Raw genomic sequence first — 17,198 nt, forward strand, 5'->3', positions numbered from 1 at the left:
TGTCACAACCTCAAAGCTGGGCCACGATCGCGCGGTAATCCGCCGACAGCGTGGCCTGAAGAATCTCTTTCGGATAGTCGTCGGTCACAACGGCTTCGCCCATCTGGCGCAACAGCACCAGACGCAAGCGGCCGTCGATCACTTTCTTGTCGACCGCCATGTGCTCCATGAAATGCGCCGGGGTCATTTCCTGTGGTGGCACCACCGGCAAACCTGCGTCCTGCAACAGGCGGATTCCGCGATCACGCTCGGCCTGGTCGATCCAGCCAAGGCGCATGGACATTTCCAGGGCCATCACCGTGCCCGCTGCCACGGCTTCGCCGTGCAGCCACACGCCGTAGCCCATGTGGGTCTCGATGGCATGCCCGAAGGTATGCCCCAGGTTCAGGGTGGCCCGTACGCCGGACTCGCGCTCGTCGGCACCGACCACTGCAGCCTTGGCCGCGCAGGAGCGGCGGATGGCTTCAGTCAAGGCAGCCGAATCGAGGGTGCGCAAGGCCTGCATGTTGTCTTCAAGCCAGCCGAGAAACGGCTTGTCGCAAATCAGGCCGTACTTGATCACTTCGGCCAGGCCAGCAGACAGTTCGCGCGCCGGCAGGGTCTTCAGGCTGGTGGTATCGATTAGCACCGCATTGGGCTGATAGAAGGCACCGACCATGTTCTTGCCCAGCGGGTGGTTGATACCGGTCTTGCCGCCCACCGACGAGTCGACCTGGGAAAGCAGGGTGGTCGGCACCTGGATGAAGTCGACACCGCGCTGGTAGCAAGCGGCAGCGAAGCCGGCCATGTCACCGATCACGCCGCCGCCCAGGGCTACCACGGTCGTGCGACGATCATGGCGGGCTGTCAGCAGGCCGTCGAAGATCAGCTGCAGCGTTTCCCAGTTCTTGTGGGCTTCGCCATCGGGCAATACCACCGGCAGCACCGAGTAGGCACCCAGGGTCTTGCTCAGGCGTTCGAGATACAGGGGCGCGACGGTCTCGTTGGAAACGATGGCGACCTGCCGGCCGGCAATGTGCGGCGCCAGCAGCTCGGGCTGGTCCAGCAGGCCTTCGCCAATGTAGATCGGGTAGCTGCGCTCGCCCAGGTCGACCTTAAGTGTCTGCATGTATCCCCACAATGTACTTGGGCGCGGCGCCATTCGGGCAACCCACGCGCTATCGTTGAACCTCGCCTCGGCGCTGGTGGCCGAGAATAGTCCCGGGTTAACGGGGCGGCAACTGCTGCAAGCGTTCGAGAATATCGATCACCACCATGCGCGGCGGCCGCTCGTCGGTTTCCACCACCACGTCGGCGATCTCGCGGTAGAGCGGGTCGCGGGCTTCCAGCAGGGCGCGCAGGGTCGCCTCGGGGTTGGCGGTGCGCAGCAGCGGGCGATTGCGATCACGCGCGGTACGGCCAACCTGCTGTTCCACCGAGGCATGCAGGTAGATCACCCGGCCGCCCCGGCGCAATGCCTGGCGGTTGGCTTCGCGCATCACCGCGCCACCGCCGGTGGCCAGGACCACGCCGTCAAGTGCGCACAGTTCGGCGATCATCGCCTGCTCGCGCTCACGGAAACCCGGCTCGCCTTCCTTGTCGAAAATCCACGGGATGTTGGCGCCGCATCGCAGTTCGATTTCCTTGTCGGAATCCTTGAACAGCAGGCGCAGCTCTTTGGCCAATAGGCGTCCGATGGTGCTTTTACCAGCGCCCATGGGCCCCACAAGTATCAAATTTCGCACAGAATCAACGACTCACAGCAATCGCCTGGTCACTCATGATACGCGGAGTCAGGAAGACCAGCAGCTCGGATTTTTTCTCTTGTAATGCATCGCGTCGAAACAGCCGCCCAACATACGGCAGATCGCCTAAAAATGGCACCTTGTCGACCACATTGTTTTGCGAAGTCGAGTACACGCCACCGATCACGATCGTTTCACCGTCCGCCACGCGAACCTTGGCGTTCACCTCGTTCTTGCGAATCGGCGGTACGTTGTTCAAGGCATTGACGTAATCCGGCTCGTCCTTGGTCACCCTGACCGCCATGATCACCTTGTTGTCCGGTGTAATTTGCGGGGTTACCTCCAGCGACAGCGAGGCTTCGCGAAAGGCGACCGAGGTGGCGCCGCTCTTGCTGGTTTCCTGGTAGGGCACCTCGGTGCCTTTTAGGATCCTGGCCGTTTCCTTGTCGGCCGTGACCACCTTGGGCTGCGAGATGATTTCGCCGTTGCCGCTTTTTTCCATGGCGCTGAGTTCCAGATCGAGCAGCACGCCGCCGCGCAGCAGACCCAGACCGACACTGCTGCCCGCCCGCTCCACGCCGAGGTCGATGAACAACTCCTTGCCCGGCCGCAGGTTTTCACCGTACAGCGGCCCACCCCAGCGCACCCCCAGGCTTTTCTCGTAGTCGACATTGGCCTCGACGATACGTGCCTCGATCGCCACCTGGCGCACCGGCACATCCAGCTGCGCGACCAGTTGTCGCAACTCGGCCAGTCGGTCGGCGGGCTGGTGCGCCACCAGGGTATTGGTGCGCTCATCGACACCCAGGCTGCCACGAACGGCGAGTGTGCTGTCATCCGCCAGGCTGGTCATCAACAGCTCGACCAGTTCCGCGGCGTTGGCATGGTGGATCGGTATCAATTCACGACGTAACGGCTGCAATTGTGCATCCGGCAACAGGCCGACATGGGCATCAAACGGCTGCGGGGCAAACGCTGCCGCAGGCGCCACCAGCAGCACATTGCCCTCTTGCTGCCGGGCAAGGCCCTTGCTGCGCAGCACCAGGTCAAGGGCCTGGTCCCAGGGCACGTCCTGCAACCTCAAGGTCACGCTGCCCTGCACGTCATCGCTGGCAACCAGGTTGACGCCCGCATAATCGGCCAGCACCTGCAGCACCGAACGCACCTCCACATCCTGGAAGTTCAACGACAGGGGTTCACCCTGGTAAGGCGTCGCCGACACCAACGGGATCGGCAGCAGGGCTGCCAACATCCATTTCATCACTCTCTTCATTCTGGTCCGGGGCCTCCTTGCCCACGCGGTTTGCAAGGGCGATGAACGCCGTGCGCTCGTGCCACACCCCTGCCATGAATAGCCGTTCGTGCACTTCGACCTGGCCTTGATCAATCCGCGCCACCACACCGTGGTTACGCCCCAAGCGCTCACCTGCCCGCACGCGATAGAGCCTGCCAGCCGCCATCAACAGAGCCTCATGCGCCGCACCTCGCGACAGGCTGCCGACCATTTCCAGTTGCGCCAGCGGCACGCTGGCCAGCCCGGAGCCAGCCGTTCGCGTCGCCCCTGGCGCGAAGGGGTCGACCGCAGGCACTGGCGTCGCGGCCATGGCCGGCATATGCGCAAGCACGTCAGGTGCCGGTACGGGCGCGGTGGCCTGGAAGGCATCGACCCGCAACTGCAGACGCAATAGGCCGGGCTGACCCTCGACTGCGGCCAGGTTCATGTCACCGCTGCGCAGCAGGCGTGCCTGGCCCAGCCAGTCGCCCAGCCACTGACGCAAGTCCATGTAACGCCCCAGCACCTGTACTTCCAGCGGCACTTTCCAATAGCCTGCCTGTTGCTCGGCTTCTTGTACGTCGAACCGCTCGACCAGCAACCCGTGCGCATGCCCCGAAGCCGCCAGGCGCTCAAGCAGGTCGCTCATGCCCTCCCCTGCGGCCAGGTGCCAGTGGGCCTCCAGCAACCGCCGCTCGGCAAAAACCAGAGACGCTTGCAATCGCTCCAGCTCGACCAGTTGCGCCGCACTGGCTGCCTGCTGCTCGTTCAATGTGGCGTGCCTGACCGCCTCCTGCGCCTGCTGCTGTAACCCTGCCGGCAGGCGAAACGCACAACCCAGGCCGAACACCAGCACAGCGACCAGCACTGGCGCGATACGCCTGATGCTTCTGGAACGCTCGGCTACCGCCAGCCAGGCAAGGATCGGTGCTGCATTCACGACCAGAACGCCGAAACGCGCGCAACGAGCAGAAATTCATCGCCACCCGGCATGCTCCTGACGCGCTTGAGCGCCAGATCGAGCAGAACACCCGACCGATCCAGATCGCGCATGAACTGCGCAACCACTGCGCCGGACGTAGCCAGCCCGGTCATCTGCAGATGGCCGTTTTCCAGGCTGAGGTCGAGTAGCTGGACCCCAACCGGTAGCGCCCTTTCGAGGTCAGCGAATACATCGCCTAGAACACCCTGCTGGGCACGCAAGCCCTCTAGCGCTGCCGACCGTGCGATGAGTGCGTCATGCTGTGCACGCACATCAGCCAGCGGCTGCAGTTGCCCGGCCAGCACCTCAAGGGCGGCATGGTGTTGGGCATTGGCCACCGCCTGTTGCTGCCCGCGCTGACGGGCCAACTGGTCGACCAGCGTCACGGCGCACAGCGCCAGCAGTGCGCCGGCAATCAGCTGGGTACGAAAGCGCCGGAGCGCCGCCTCGCGCTGCCGTTCACGCCAGGGCATCAGGTTAAGCCGCATCATGGGCGCAACCCTCCAAGTGCCAGGGCGCACGCCAGGAGCATCGTGCCGTCAACGTGTTCCAGCCCCTTCAGGCCAGGTAAATGCCTGCACGGCGTAGTCAGCTGGTGACCAAGGTTTCGCAACCAGGTTGGGTCCACCGATGAGCTGCTGGTAATCCACAGGCCACCAGGCAAATGCTCATCGGCAAGCAGCGCGTGCAGTTGCTCCGACAACTGCCCCATGTTGTTCAGCCCCTGCACTTGAAGCTCACGACGCTGGTAAGGCCGGTCGGGCTGCCAGCCATAAAGCACTGCGCTGTGCGCTTCGACCCGCAGCAGTGCCGAACCTTCGAGGCAGCCCTGAGGCAACATGCGGCACAAGGCAATGTTGTCGACCTCGATCGCCTCCAGTTGCAAACCGGCCTCTTCGACGATGGCATCAAGACACGCCAACGCACTTTGCCGACACGCGGCCACCATCACCTCGGCGCACCCCGGTTGCGTGCGGGATGCCCCCAAGACTTGAAAGTCCAGGGCCAGGTCCTCCAACGGAAACGGAAACAGCCGCTCGGCATCGGCCAGCAACTGCGTCTCCAGTTCTGCCCCGGCCTGCTCCATCGGCAAATGACACCGCTTGCAGATCACCTGGCTGGCCGGTAACGCCAACGCTACCCGACGCTGCCTCAGGCCGCTGCGCAGGTAGGCACGGCGCAGGGCTGCCACCACGGTAGCGGGCTCCGCGACCCAATCCTTGCCTGCCAGTAATTCGAACGGTTCTTGTGCCGATGCAAGCACCCGGCAGCGCCGATTGCGCCGCTGAAGTTGCACAACACGAACAGCGTCAGGGGCAATTTCCACCCCCACGAGTGAACTGGCATCCTTGCCAAAGCGTCCTAACATGCGGCTTCCTTGCTGCCTGCTGCAGCGGTCGGTCGCAACCCCGCGTCAACACTCGGCCCGGCCTGCCCATCGAGGCGACGGGCAGCCTGGCCGGTAACCCGGAGAGGCGAAAAAATGCTTATAATGCCCAGCGCTTTCTGGTCCGCCGGGCCTGCGTGCTACCCACTCTCAACCTGGACACCGAAAAGCCTTGATACGTCTGCTGAAGTTCTTCTGGTGGTCTTCCGTCGCAGTCATTTGCGCGCTCGTACTCGGTGTGAGCGGTGCGTTTCTGTATCTTAGCCCCAGCCTGCCCTCGGTCGAGTCCCTCAGAAGCATCCAGTTGCAGATCCCCCTCAGGGTGTACAGCAGCGACGGCAAACTGATTGCCGAATTCGGCGAAATGCGCCGCTCGCCGATCCGTTTCGCGGAAATTCCGCCACAGTTCATTCAGGCGCTTCTGTCAGCCGAGGACGACAATTTCCTCAATCACTACGGTGTCGACCCCAGCAGCCTGATGCGTGCAGCGACCCAGCTGGTGAAAACCGGGCACATCCAGACCGGCGGCAGCACCATCACCATGCAGGTGGCGAAGAACTTCTTCCTCACCAGCGAACGCAGCTTCTCGCGCAAGACCAACGAGATCCTGCTGGCCCTGCAGATCGAGCGTGAACTGACCAAGGACGAAATCCTTGAGCTGTACGTGAACAAGATCTACCTGGGCAACCGCGCCTACGGCATCGATGCCGCCGCGCAGGTGTACTACGGCAAATCGATCCGCGACGTGAGCCTGGCGCAGATGGCGATGATCGCCGGCCTGCCCAAGGCACCGTCACGCTTCAACCCGCTGGCCAACCCGGTGCGCGCCAAGGAGCGCCGCGACTGGATCCTCGGCCGCATGTACAAGCTGGGCAAGATCGACCAGGCCAGCTACCAGACCGCCCTGGCCGAGCCGCTCAATGCCAGCTACCACGTGCCGACGCCTGAGGTGAATGCGCCTTACATCGCCGAAATGGCCCGCGCCGAAATGGTCGGCCGCTACGGCAGCGACGCCTACACCGAAGGCTTCCGCGTCACCACCACGGTGCCCAGCGACATGCAGGACATGGCCAACAAGGCCATCCTCAAAGGCCTGTCTGATTACGACGAACGCCACGGCTACCGTGGCCCCGAAGCACGCTTCCCGGGCCGCACCCAGGCAGCCTGGCTGCAGGAGCTGGGCAAGCAGCGCATCCTTGGCGGCCTGGAGCCGGCCATCGTCACCCATGTCGACAAAACCGGCCTCCAGGTACTGACCCGGGACGGCCAGCAAGCCGAAGTTGCCTGGGACACCATGAAATGGGCGCGCCCGTTCATCAACAGTAACGCCCAGGGCCGCTCACCGCAGTCGCCGGCAGACGTGGCGCAGGTCGGTGACCTGGTGCGCCTGCAGCGCCTGGAAGATGGCAAGCTCAAGTTCAGCCAGGTGCCTGGTGCACAAAGCGCGCTGGTCACCCTCGACCCTTACAACGGTGCCATCCGCGCGCTGGTTGGCGGCTTCTCGTTCGAGCAGAGCAACTACAACCGCGCCATGCAGGCCAAGCGCCAGCCTGGTTCGAGCTTCAAGCCGTTCATCTACAGTGCTGCGCTGGACAGCGGCTACACCGCATCCACCCTCGTCAACGATGCGCCGATCGTGTTCGTCGACGAATCCGTGGACAAAGTGTGGCGGCCGAAGAACGACACCAATACCTTCCTCGGCCCGATCCGCCTGCGCGAAGCGCTGTACAAGTCGCGCAACCTGGTGTCGATCCGCTTGCTGCAGGCCATGGGTGTAGACCGCACCATCGACTACATTGCCAAGTTCGGCTTCAACAAGCACGACCTGCCGCGCAACCTGTCGCTGGCCCTGGGCACCGCCACGCTGACCCCGATGGAAATCGCCACAGGCTGGAGCACCTTTGCCAACGGCGGCTACAAGATCACCCCGTACCTGATCGACCGTATCGAAAGCCGCAACGGCGAAACCCTGTTTACCGCCAACCCGCCCCGCGTACCGCAGGGTGCCGAGGACCAGGCTGGCCTGGCGGCACCCGAACAGCCGATCAGCACTGCTGCCATGCCAGGTGAGGCACCATCCGCCTTCAACCAGGTGGCCGCTGCACCGCAAACGCCGGCCGTGGCTGAACAGATCGTCGACGGGCGCACCACCTACATCCTCACCAGCATGCTGCAGGACGTGATCAAGCGCGGTACCGGCCGCCGGGCGCTGGCCCTGGGCCGCACCGACCTGGCGGGCAAGACCGGTACTACCAACGAGTCCAAGGACGCCTGGTTCTCCGGCTACAACGCCGATTACGTGACCACCGTATGGGTCGGTTTCGACCAGCCGGAAACCCTTGGTCGCCGCGAGTACGGCGGCACGGCGGCGCTGCCGATCTGGATGAGCTTCATGGGCGCGGCGCTCAAGGACAAGCCGGCGCATGCGCCAGCAGAGCCGGAAGGCATCCTCAGCCTGCGCGTCGACCCGATCAGCGGCCGCGCTGCCTCCCCGAGCACGCCGAATGCCTTCTTCGAGCTGTTCAAGGCCGAAGATTCGCCACCCTCCGTGGACGAACTGGGCAATGGCGCAGCACCGGGCAGCCCGCTGCCGGCCGATGAAGCGGCGCCGATGGATCTGTTCTGAGGCAGGGTGCCTGACTGGGGTTATGTGGGGCTGCTGACATCGAGCACCGCCCGCGCGGCGCATCGCGACGCAAGGCCGCTCCCACATCTGTTGCAACGTGCCGAACCTGTCAGGCCATGGTTGCCCGCCTGGGTGCATGCCTTGAGACAGGCAGGGCGGCATCAATGCCCACCTTCAAATCCAGTCATGCCAGCAAGGCTGACAACCATGGCCTCACAGACATGGCCACGTTGCAACAAATGTGGGAGCGGCCTTGCGTCGCGATGCGCCGCGCGGGAGGCGCTCGATCTCATAGGCGCCACAAGTGCCCTGACGAACACATTTCAGCCCTGACACATTCCCAAGCCCCAACAAAAAGCCCCGGTTCAAAAGAACCGGGGCTTTTTCATGACAGCTACAGCGGCAATCAGCCGTTGAACACTTGATCCACGCTGGTCAGCGGGTAGTGCTTCGGATACGGCAGGGTAGCCACGCCGGATTCGATGGCCGCCTTGGCCACTGCGTCGGAAACGACGGTGATCAGGCGTGCGTCCAGCGGCTTCGGAATGATGTATTCACGACCGAACTCCAGGCCTTCGACACCGTAGGCTTCGCACACTTCTTTCGGCACTGGCAGCTTGGCCAGGTCCTTCAGGGCGATGGCGGCGGCGATCTTCATTTCTTCGTTGATGCGCTTGGCACGAACGTCCAGGGCACCACGGAAGATGAACGGGAAGCCCAGTACGTTGTTGACCTGGTTCGGGTAGTCGGAACGACCGGTGGCCATGATCACATCGTTACGAGTGGCGTGCGCCAGCTCAGGCGAGATTTCCGGATCCGGGTTCGAGCAGGCGAACACGATCGGGTTGGCAGCCATCGACTTCAGGCCTTCAGGGCTCAGCAGGTTCGGGCCGGACAGGCCTACGAACACGTCAGCACCGTCGAGCGCGTCAGCCAGGGTGCGCTTGTCGGTAGCGTGGGCGAACTGGGCCTTGTACTGGTTCAGGTCGTCACGGCCAGCGTGGATGACACCGCTGCGGTCGATCATGTAGATGTTTTCGACCTTGCCACCCATGCTCACCAGCAACTTCATGCAGGAGATGGCAGCAGCCCCGGCACCCAGGCAGACGATCTTGGCGTCTTCGAGCTTCTTGCCGGCGATTTCCAGGGCGTTGATCATGCCGGCCGCGGTAACGATGGCGGTACCGTGCTGGTCATCGTGGAACACCGGGATGTCGCACTGTTCGATCAGGGTGCGCTCGATTTCGAAGCACTCAGGTGCCTTGATGTCTTCGAGGTTGATGCCACCGAAGGTGATCGAGATACGGCGAACGGTGTCGATGAACGCTTGCGGGCTTTCCGATTCGACTTCGATGTCGAACACGTCAATACCAGCGAAACGCTTGAACAGAACGCCCTTGCCTTCCATGACCGGCTTGGAAGCCAGTGGGCCGAGGTCACCCAGACCGAGGATGGCGGTGCCATCGGAAATCACCGCAACCAGGTTGCCTTTGCCGGTGTATTTGTAAGCCAGCTCTGGATCACGGCCGATTTCACGCACGGGCTCAGCAACACCTGGGCTGTAGGCCAGGGCGAGGTCACGGGCGGTGGCAGTGGGCTTGGAGAGTTCGACGCTCAGTTTCCCCGGACGAGGTTGAGCGTGATATTCGAGAGCGGCGGTTTTCAGGTCTGACATGGTGGGCATTCCGCTATTTACTGTTCTGACGGACCGCCGAGGATACGCAAAGAGCCGGGGAGTCACAAGACTGGTCGGTCACTTGTGTCAAGGCCTTTAGCCTACGACTTTACGCTATAACCCACGGGGGCATACGGCTAACAGTGTGTACAATCCAATAGCGAAATGTCTACATCTTTTAGCCTGAAAAACGCTGCAACATGCTCGGATCGGTCAATGGCAACACCCAGCGTCGCTGCCCAGGCTTCAGGCCGCCCTTGCGGGAACGGTCCAGCACCCAGCCTCGCGCTTCGACTTGGCGTCCCTTGAGGTTATCGAAGAAGCTGGCGGGGAAGTTGCGTTGCAGACGAGCGGGAACCTGCAGCACCACAGTGTCGTCCAGGGTGAGCCAGACCCCACCACGGTTGCGCTCGATACCCTTGATGCGGCCACCGACCACAGCGAAACCCGACTGCCTGACATTGCCTGCAGGCACCACGGGCGAGCGCCGCCACACACCAACGCCGCCCTTGCGCGCCGCCTGCTCGGCAACCTGCTGGCAGCCGCTGAGGCTTACATTGGGGGCAACTGCCACGCGGTAGCCCAATCCCTCGCTGAGCAACCGTGCTTCAATATTGTCTCCATTCAGGCCATAGATATGCGCCAGTGTGCGGCCATATTTGTCTTTTCCCTCAACGCCCGGCACCAGCCCGACGCGGCCGTCACTGGCATTGACCAATGCTTGAAGGCGTCGCATGGCAGCCTCGGCATAGGGCTCGCTGCTGCGCCCTTTGCGGCCGACTTCCGGGGTATTGATGCCGATCAGGCGCACGCTGCGGCCATCGACCAGGCGCAAGGTATCGCCATCCACCACCTGGCGTACCTGCACTTGCTGTGGCTGCTCCGGCAGCGGGCAGAACGCCAGGGCCGGGAAATGCCAGATGACGCCCATAAAAAAAGCGCCCACAAGGGGCGCTTTTTTTTGCAGCAATGCGAAACCCGAGGGGTTCGCCATGCGCATGATTACTTCTTGGCACCGAACATGCCGAAGCGATCGGCGAACTTCTGTACGCGACCACCGGTGTCCAGGACTTTCTGCTTACCGGTGTAGAACGGGTGGCACAGGTTGCAAACGTCGATCGACAGGGTGTTGCCCAGGGTCGAACGGCTTTCGAACTTGTTGCCGCAGCTGCAGGTGACTGCAACTACTTCATAGTTCGGGTGGATACCTTCTTTCATGGTCGCTTCCTCGAGCTGCGTGCCGCCATCCAACACCAATTGTTGAATACCGCACGTAATTAGGCGGCAAATAATACCAGAGCGCTGCGCTAGTGCAAGTTGTCGCTTGCACCGACCGTCGTCTGCTAGGCTCGCCAGTCTTTGATACGCCCTCCGAGACCTTCCGCGTGCCCGACGTCATCCTGCGCCTTGCCCTGCCCTCCCCGCTGCGTCGCCTGTTCGACTACAAGGCACCCGCGAGCATGGCGCGCCAGGCCTTGACCCCAGGCATGCGCATTCGCGTGCCATTCGGCCGCCGCGAGATGATAGGCGTGCTGGTGGAGGTGTGCGCACAGAGCGAGGTGCCCGCCGACAAGCTCAAGCCGGCCAGCGCCCTGCTCGATCCGGTATCGCCGATCCCGCCATCGCTATTCAAACTGTGCCTGTGGACCGCCCAGTACTACCAGCACAGCCTGGGCGATACCCTGAGCTGGGCCCTGCCGACGCTATTGCGCCAGGGCGAACCTGCCGAGATGCGCCAGGAGCGCTTCTGGCATATTGCCCCCGGTGCCCGCCTGGAAGACCCCCGGATCGCCCGCGCGCCGCGCCAGCGCGACGCCCTCAAGACTCTGGCCCAGCACCCGCACGGCGTGGCCCACAGCCTGCTGGCCAAGCTCAACCTGAACAAGGACAGCCTCGACCTGCTGCTGGCCAAGGAGCTGGTGCAGATTGAAGTCCGCCGGCACTCGCCGGCGCTACGCCACGAACACTGGCTGGCGCAGCCGGAACTGCCGCTCAACGATGAGCAGCGCGACGCCTTTGACGCCGTGCGCGAAGGCTTTGGGGGCTTTGGCGCATTCCTGCTGGCCGGCGTCACCGGCAGCGGCAAGACCGAGGTCTACCTGCAGCTGATTCGTGAAACCCTGGAAGCCGGGAAGCAGGCGCTGGTGCTGATCCCGGAGATCAACCTCGGCCCACAGACCCTGGCGCGCTTCGAGCAACGCTTCAACGCCCGCATCGCGCTGCTGCATTCGGCGGTGAACGACCGCGAGCGCCTGGACGCCTGGCTGGCTGCCCGGGACGGCGAGGCCGATATCATCATCGGCACCCGCTCGGCATTGTTCACGCCGATGAAAAACCCCGGCCTGATCATCATCGACGAGGAGCACGACGGCTCCTATAAACAGCAGGAGGGGCTGCGCTATCACGCCCGCGACCTGGCACTGGTGCGCGCCCACCAGGAGAACATTCCGATCCTGCTAGGTTCTGCCACGCCGTCGCTGGAAACCCTGCACAACGCCCTGACCGGTCGCTACCGCCTGCTGCGCATGAACCAGCGCGCCGGTGGCGCCCGCCCGCCGCGCATGCTGCGCCTGGACGTAAAGAGCCTGCCACTGGACAGCGGTATCAGCGGCCCGCTGCAGCAAGCCATCCGCCAGACCCTGGAGGCAGGCCAGCAAGTGCTGGTATTCCTGAACCGCCGCGGCTTCGCCCCGACCTTGCTGTGCCACGATTGTGGCTGGCTGTCCGAGTGCCCGCGCTGTGATGCACGCATGACCGTGCACCAGCGTTCTGGCGTGCTGCGCTGCCACCACTGTGGCTACGACGAACGCCTGCCGCACCAGTGCCCGCAGTGCAACCACGTGGACCTGCGCCCGGTCGGCGCGGGCACCGAGCGCGCCGAAGAACGCCTGAAGGTGCTGTTCCCGGACTACCCGATCCTGCGGGTGGACCGCGACAGCACGGCGCGCAAGGACGCCATGCACAACCTGTTCACTACCATACAGCGCGGCCAGCCGAGCATCCTGGTCGGTACGCAGATGCTTGCCAAGGGCCACCACTTCCCCCGGGTGACCCTGGTGGCCATCCTCGACGCCGATGGTGGGCTGTTCTCGGGTGATTTTCGCGCCAGTGAGCGCATGGCGCAGCTGATCGTGCAGGTGGCCGGGCGCGCCGGGCGGGCCGAAGAGCCAGGCAAGGTCATCATCCAGACCCACCTGGCCGACCACCCGCTGTTGGTGCAGCTTACCGAGCAGGGCTACTTCGCCTTTGCCGAACAGGCCCTGGACGAACGCCGCGCCGCCGGGCTACCGCCCTACTCCCACCTGGCCCTGCTGCGCGCCGAAGCGCACAAGCCGGGGCAGGCCGAAGGTTTCCTTGACGAAGCCTGCGCCGCCGCCGAACGCCTGGTGGCCGAGCAGCGCCTGCCGGGCATCGAACTGCTGGGCCCGGTGCCGGCGCCCATGGAGCGCCGCGCCGGGCGCTTCCGCGCGCAACTGTTGATACAGGCCAATACCCGGGCGCCATTGCATCGACTGATCAGCGCCTGGTTGCTAGTGTTGGAGCAGATGCCGAGCGGGCGCCAGGTACGCTGGTCGCTGGACGTCGACCCGGTCGACCTGTACTGACGTCTGGCGCTGCTTTGCAGCCCCAAAGGTTGGCAACCCGCTCCCGGCAACGGATAATGCCCAGTTTTTCCACCTGCGCATCCAGGCGCTCACCGCGCTTGCGGTCGAAAAGAGATCCCCATGAAAGACACCATTCGCCAGCTGGTCCAGCAAGCCCTCACCCAACTCGTCACCGACGGTGTGCTGCCTGAAGGGCTGTCGCCGGCGATCCAGGTGGAAAACGCCCGGGACAAGACCCACGGCGACTTCGCCAGCAACATCGCCATGATGCTGGCCAAGCAGGCAGGCATGAAGCCACGCGACCTGGCCGAAAAACTGATCAACGCCCTGCCGGCCAGCGCCGACATCAGCAAGGTCGAAATTGCGGGCCCCGGCTTCCTCAACTTCTTCCAGAACACCGACGCCCTGGCCAACCGCCTGGACGCCGCCCTGGCCGATGACCACCTGGGCGTGCGCAAGGCCGGCCCGCGCGAAAAGGTCGTCATCGACATGTCGGCGCCAAACCTGGCCAAGGAGATGCACGTCGGTCACCTGCGCTCGACCATCATCGGTGACAGCGTCGCACGCGTGCTGGAATTCCTGGGTGACAACGTCATTCGCCAGAACCACGTCGGCGACTGGGGCACCCAGTTCGGCATGCTGATGGCCTACCTGCAGGAAAACCCGATCACCAGCGACGAGCTGTCGGACCTGGAGAACTTCTACCGGGCGGCGAAGAAGCGCTTCGACGAATCGGAGGAGTTCGCCACGCGCGCCCGTGGCCTGGTGGTCAAGCTGCAAGCCGGCGACCCTGAGTGCCTGGCCCTGTGGACCCGCTTCAAGGACATCTCGCTGTCGCACTGCCAGAAGACTTACGAGCTGCTCAACGTCAAATTGACCATGGCCGACGTGATGGGCGAAAGCGCCTACAACGACGACCTGGCCAACGTGGTGGCCGACCTCAAGGCCAAGGGCCTGCTGGTCGAAGACCAGGGCGCCCAGTGCGTGTTCCTGGAAGAATTCAAGAACAGCGAAGGCGAACCCCTGCCAGTGATCGTGCAAAAAGCCGACGGCGGCTACCTGTACGCCACCACCGACCTGGCCGCAGTGCGCTATCGCAGCAACGTGCTCAACGCTGACCGCGCCCTGTACTTCGTCGACCAGCGCCAGGCCCTGCACTTCAACCAGGTATTCGAAGTGGCACGCCGTGCAGGCTTTGTCGGCCACCCGATGCAGATGGAGCACATGGGCTTCGGCACCATGAACGGCGCCGACGGCCGCCCGTTCAAGACCCGTGACGGCGGCACCGTCAAGCTGATCGACCTGCTCACCGAGGCCAAGGAGCGCGCCTACGCGCTGGTCAAGGAAAAGAACCCGACCCTGGCTGACGAAGACCTGCGCCACATCGGCGAAGTGGTTGGCATTGGCGCAGTGAAATACGCCGACCTGTCCAAGCACCGCACCAGCGACTACAGCTTCAACTTCGAGCTGATGCTCAACTTCGAAGGCAACACCGCCCCGTACCTGCTGTACGCCTACACCCGCGTAGCCGGCGTATTCCGCAAGCTGGGCAAGGGCTTTGACGAAGTCGAAGGCAAGATCGTGCTGCAGGCCGCCCACGAGCAGGACCTGGCTGCGCGCCTGGCGCAGTTTGGCGAAACCCTCAATAGCGTCGCCGAAAAAGGTACGCCGCACGTGCTGTGCAGCTACCTGTACGACCTGGCCGGGCTGTTCTCCAGCTTCTACGAGAACTGCCCGATCCTCGCCGCCGAAACCCCGGAGCAACAGCAAAGCCGCCTGCGCCTGGCCGCCCTGACCGGCCGCACCCTCAAACAAGGTCTGGAACTGCTCGGCCTGGAAACCCTGGAGCGCATGTAAGTTGGCTGCCAAGAAAAAACCCGCCCCAAAACGCGGCGCCAGCCGCCAGACGGCACCGGCCAAACAGCCGATCCCTGGCTGGGTATGGATGGCCGTCGGCCTCACCGTCGGCGCGTTCATCGTGTTCCTGATGAAGCTCGAGCCGGGGGGCGATGACATCAAGCGTGCCAAGCCCGAGCAGCAGAAGACGGAAAAAGTGACCGAAGCCAGCAAGCCTGCGCAGGCCACCCCGCAGCAGCCGGTGAAACCGAAGTACGACTTCTACACCCTGCTGCCTGAGTCTGAGGTGATCGTGCCGCCAGAAGCGGTACCGGAGAAGACGCCACCGGTACCGGCCCAGCCGGTGACCCCGGTGACGCCGGCAGAAGCGGCGAAAATCGACACCGCTCGGGCCCAGGCGGCGTTGCTGGGCCAGACCCCGCCACCGCCACCACCGGTGATCAAGCCGGCTGCGACCACCCAGTACTTCCTGCAGGCTGGCTCGTTCCGCAAGCAGGCCGATGCCGACAAGGTCCGCGCGCAGATCATCCTGCTGGGCCAGTCGGTGAAGGTGGAGTCGGGTACGGTCAAGGACGAGACGTGGTACCGCGTACTGGTCGGGCCCTTCAGCAACCGTGAACAGCTGACCGGTGCGCAGAAGCAACTGGCCGGGGCCGGGTTCAGCAACCTGCTGCTGCAACAACGGCAGACCCGGCAGTAACCCAGCAACAAAAAAGGCCTTGCCGCTTCGGTGCGACAAGGCCTTTTTCATTACCCGCGAAGCATTTCAACGCAAGGCGTTGCGCTCGGACACCTGGCTGTTCAACGTCCAGAAGTCATACAGCACCCCCACCAGGAACAAGCCGCCGGTAAAGAAGTAAATGATCGCGGTGATCCACTTGCCCTGATACAGCCGATGCAGGCCAAACACCCCAAGGAAGGTCAGCAGGATCCAGGCGATGTTGTAGTCGATACGCCCGGACTGGAACCGCAGGTCTGCTTCACGGTCCATGGCCGGGATCAGGAACAGGTCGATCAACCAGCCAATGCCCAGCAGGCCCAAGGTGAAGAACCAGATGGTGCCGGTGATGGGCTTGCCGTAGTAGAAACGATGCGACCCGGTGAAGCCGAAAATCCATAGCAGGTAACCGATGACCTTGCTGTGAGTGTCGTGATAGGGCGCCCCCTGTTGATAAGTATTCATTCATAGCCCTCGTGGGTTATCCGAAAATTTTCTAAAAAAAAATGTGACTTTCTTGTCGCAGGCCGACGTACGGCACCTGGGCAATCGACCAACGGATCAAAGATTGATCAAAAAGCTGTTATAAAGTTGCGCGCCCAACACATAACTATTCATAAGAGCTTCATCTATGCCGCCTTTGATCAAGACATGGCTGACCCTCTGCCTATTATTGCCCCTGGCCGCCCACGCCACCAATCGTGAGCAACGTCTTCCCAATGGTTTCACCGGCTATACCACCAATGCCTCGGTGAAACACGCGCCGGTCAAGCAGACCGCTCTACGCGCACGCCCAGCCAATGCCGCCAGCAACCGCGGCTTGCCAGTGGCTGCCATGTCGCCGAAGCAGAGCAGCGATGTGCTCAGCCGCGCCGTGAATGTGCTCGGTACCCCTTATGTTTGGGGTGGCAGCAGCCCGAAAAAAGGGTTCGACTGCAGCGGGCTGGTGAAATACGCCTTCAACGATGTCGCAGACGTCGACCTGCCGCGCACCTCCAATGCCATGGCCCAGGGCCATGGCGTCAAGGTGGCCAAGGGTGACCTCAAGCCTGGCGACCTGATTTTCTTCAACATCAAGAGCCGCCGGGTGAACCATGTTGCCATCTACCTGGGCAACGACCGCTTCATCCACGCACCACGGCGTGGCAAGCGGGTAAGCATCGACAACCTGAGCAAGCCCTACTGGCAGAAGCACTACGTAGTAGCCAAGCGGGTGCTGCCGAAGGAACAGCAGCAGCTGAACCTGGCCAAACGCTAATCCCGGCTCAGCCTGTACCGGCCCTATCGCCGGCAAGCCAGCTCCCACAGGTTCACCACAACTTTCGAGAATTGTGGTGAACCTGTGGGAGCT

The 17,198-nt window shown here is 63.2% G+C and carries 15 protein-coding genes; 5 read left to right on the forward strand and 10 right to left on the reverse strand.

What is annotated here, in order from left to right; translation table 11 throughout:
• Window positions 1–10: 10 nt before the first annotated feature.
• The 6 genes from aroB to pilM all read right to left on the reverse strand — a co-directional run bounded on the left by aroB (window position 11) and on the right by pilM (window position 5,348).
• Window positions 11–1,108, reverse strand: a complete 1,098-nt coding sequence (gene aroB / locus ACN6NG_RS28095) for a 3-dehydroquinate synthase (protein WP_016502041.1) — start codon at window positions 1,106–1,108, stop codon at window positions 11–13.
• Between the two features lie 97 nt (window positions 1,109–1,205).
• Window positions 1,206–1,724: a shikimate kinase AroK gene (gene aroK / locus ACN6NG_RS28100; RefSeq protein ID WP_024717571.1), complete on the reverse strand. Its 519-nt coding sequence runs from the start codon at window positions 1,722–1,724 to the stop codon at window positions 1,206–1,208.
• A gap of 4 nt (window positions 1,725–1,728) precedes the next feature.
• Window positions 1,729–2,997 (reverse strand): type IV pilus secretin PilQ, encoded by a 1,269-nt coding sequence (locus tag ACN6NG_RS28105; protein ID WP_081237864.1) that lies wholly within the window; start codon window positions 2,995–2,997, stop codon window positions 1,729–1,731.
• A complete protein-coding gene (locus ACN6NG_RS28110; RefSeq protein ID WP_063423438.1) occupies window positions 2,921–3,922 on the reverse strand; it encodes a pilus assembly protein PilP in 1,002 nt (333 codons plus the stop codon). Before ACN6NG_RS28110 ends, ACN6NG_RS28105 begins: the two co-directional genes overlap by 77 nt.
• Window positions 3,923–3,933: 11 nt before the next feature.
• Window positions 3,934–4,470: a PilN domain-containing protein gene (locus tag ACN6NG_RS28115; protein ID WP_063423304.1), complete on the reverse strand. Its 537-nt coding sequence runs from the start codon at window positions 4,468–4,470 to the stop codon at window positions 3,934–3,936.
• Complete coding sequence (gene pilM / locus ACN6NG_RS28120; protein ID WP_063423303.1) at window positions 4,467–5,348, reverse strand: type IV pilus biogenesis protein PilM; 882 nt, start codon at window positions 5,346–5,348, stop codon at window positions 4,467–4,469. Before pilM ends, ACN6NG_RS28115 begins: the two co-directional genes overlap by 4 nt.
• 193 nt (window positions 5,349–5,541) lie before the next feature.
• Between pilM and ACN6NG_RS28125 the strand changes: the two genes are divergently transcribed.
• Window positions 5,542–7,992 (forward strand): penicillin-binding protein 1A, encoded by a 2,451-nt coding sequence (locus ACN6NG_RS28125; RefSeq protein ID WP_474317309.1) that lies wholly within the window; start codon window positions 5,542–5,544, stop codon window positions 7,990–7,992.
• Between the two features lie 406 nt (window positions 7,993–8,398).
• Here the strand turns inward: ACN6NG_RS28125 and ACN6NG_RS28130 are convergent, their stop codons facing one another.
• From ACN6NG_RS28130 to rpmE, 3 genes are all read right to left on the reverse strand, one after another.
• Window positions 8,399–9,667: a malic enzyme-like NAD(P)-binding protein gene (locus ACN6NG_RS28130; protein ID WP_049274634.1), complete on the reverse strand. Its 1,269-nt coding sequence runs from the start codon at window positions 9,665–9,667 to the stop codon at window positions 8,399–8,401.
• 178 nt (window positions 9,668–9,845) lie between these two features.
• Window positions 9,846–10,667 (reverse strand): thermonuclease family protein, encoded by an 822-nt coding sequence (locus ACN6NG_RS28135; protein ID WP_474317297.1) that lies wholly within the window; start codon window positions 10,665–10,667, stop codon window positions 9,846–9,848.
• A gap of 2 nt (window positions 10,668–10,669) precedes the next feature.
• Complete coding sequence (gene rpmE, locus ACN6NG_RS28140) at window positions 10,670–10,885, reverse strand: 50S ribosomal protein L31 (RefSeq protein WP_016489630.1); 216 nt, start codon at window positions 10,883–10,885, stop codon at window positions 10,670–10,672.
• 167 nt (window positions 10,886–11,052) lie between these two features.
• Between rpmE and ACN6NG_RS28145 the strand changes: the two genes are divergently transcribed.
• The 3 genes from ACN6NG_RS28145 to ACN6NG_RS28155 all read left to right on the forward strand — a co-directional run bounded on the left by ACN6NG_RS28145 (window position 11,053) and on the right by ACN6NG_RS28155 (window position 15,829).
• Entirely contained in the window at window positions 11,053–13,272 is a 2,220-nt protein-coding gene (locus tag ACN6NG_RS28145) for a primosomal protein N' (protein ID WP_041167932.1), read from the forward strand.
• Between the two features lie 120 nt (window positions 13,273–13,392).
• On the forward strand, window positions 13,393–15,129 hold the full coding sequence (gene argS, locus ACN6NG_RS28150; RefSeq protein ID WP_353456621.1) for an arginine--tRNA ligase: 1,737 nt from the start codon (window positions 13,393–13,395) through the stop codon (window positions 15,127–15,129).
• A 1-nt stretch (window position 15,130) separates the two neighbouring features.
• A complete protein-coding gene (locus ACN6NG_RS28155) occupies window positions 15,131–15,829 on the forward strand; it encodes an SPOR domain-containing protein (protein WP_016502052.1) in 699 nt (232 codons plus the stop codon).
• 66 nt (window positions 15,830–15,895) lie between these two features.
• Here ACN6NG_RS28155 and ACN6NG_RS28160 read toward each other — a convergent pair whose 3' ends face one another.
• Window positions 15,896–16,312: an NINE protein gene (locus ACN6NG_RS28160; RefSeq protein WP_016502053.1), complete on the reverse strand. Its 417-nt coding sequence runs from the start codon at window positions 16,310–16,312 to the stop codon at window positions 15,896–15,898.
• Window positions 16,313–16,478: 166 nt separating this feature from the next.
• Between ACN6NG_RS28160 and ACN6NG_RS28165 the strand changes: the two genes are divergently transcribed.
• Entirely contained in the window at window positions 16,479–17,105 is a 627-nt protein-coding gene (locus tag ACN6NG_RS28165) for a C40 family peptidase (RefSeq protein ID WP_016502054.1), read from the forward strand.
• The last annotated feature ends 93 nt before the right edge of the window (window positions 17,106–17,198 follow it).

The sequence above is a fragment of the Pseudomonas sp. TSO6 genome (assembly GCF_056098905.1).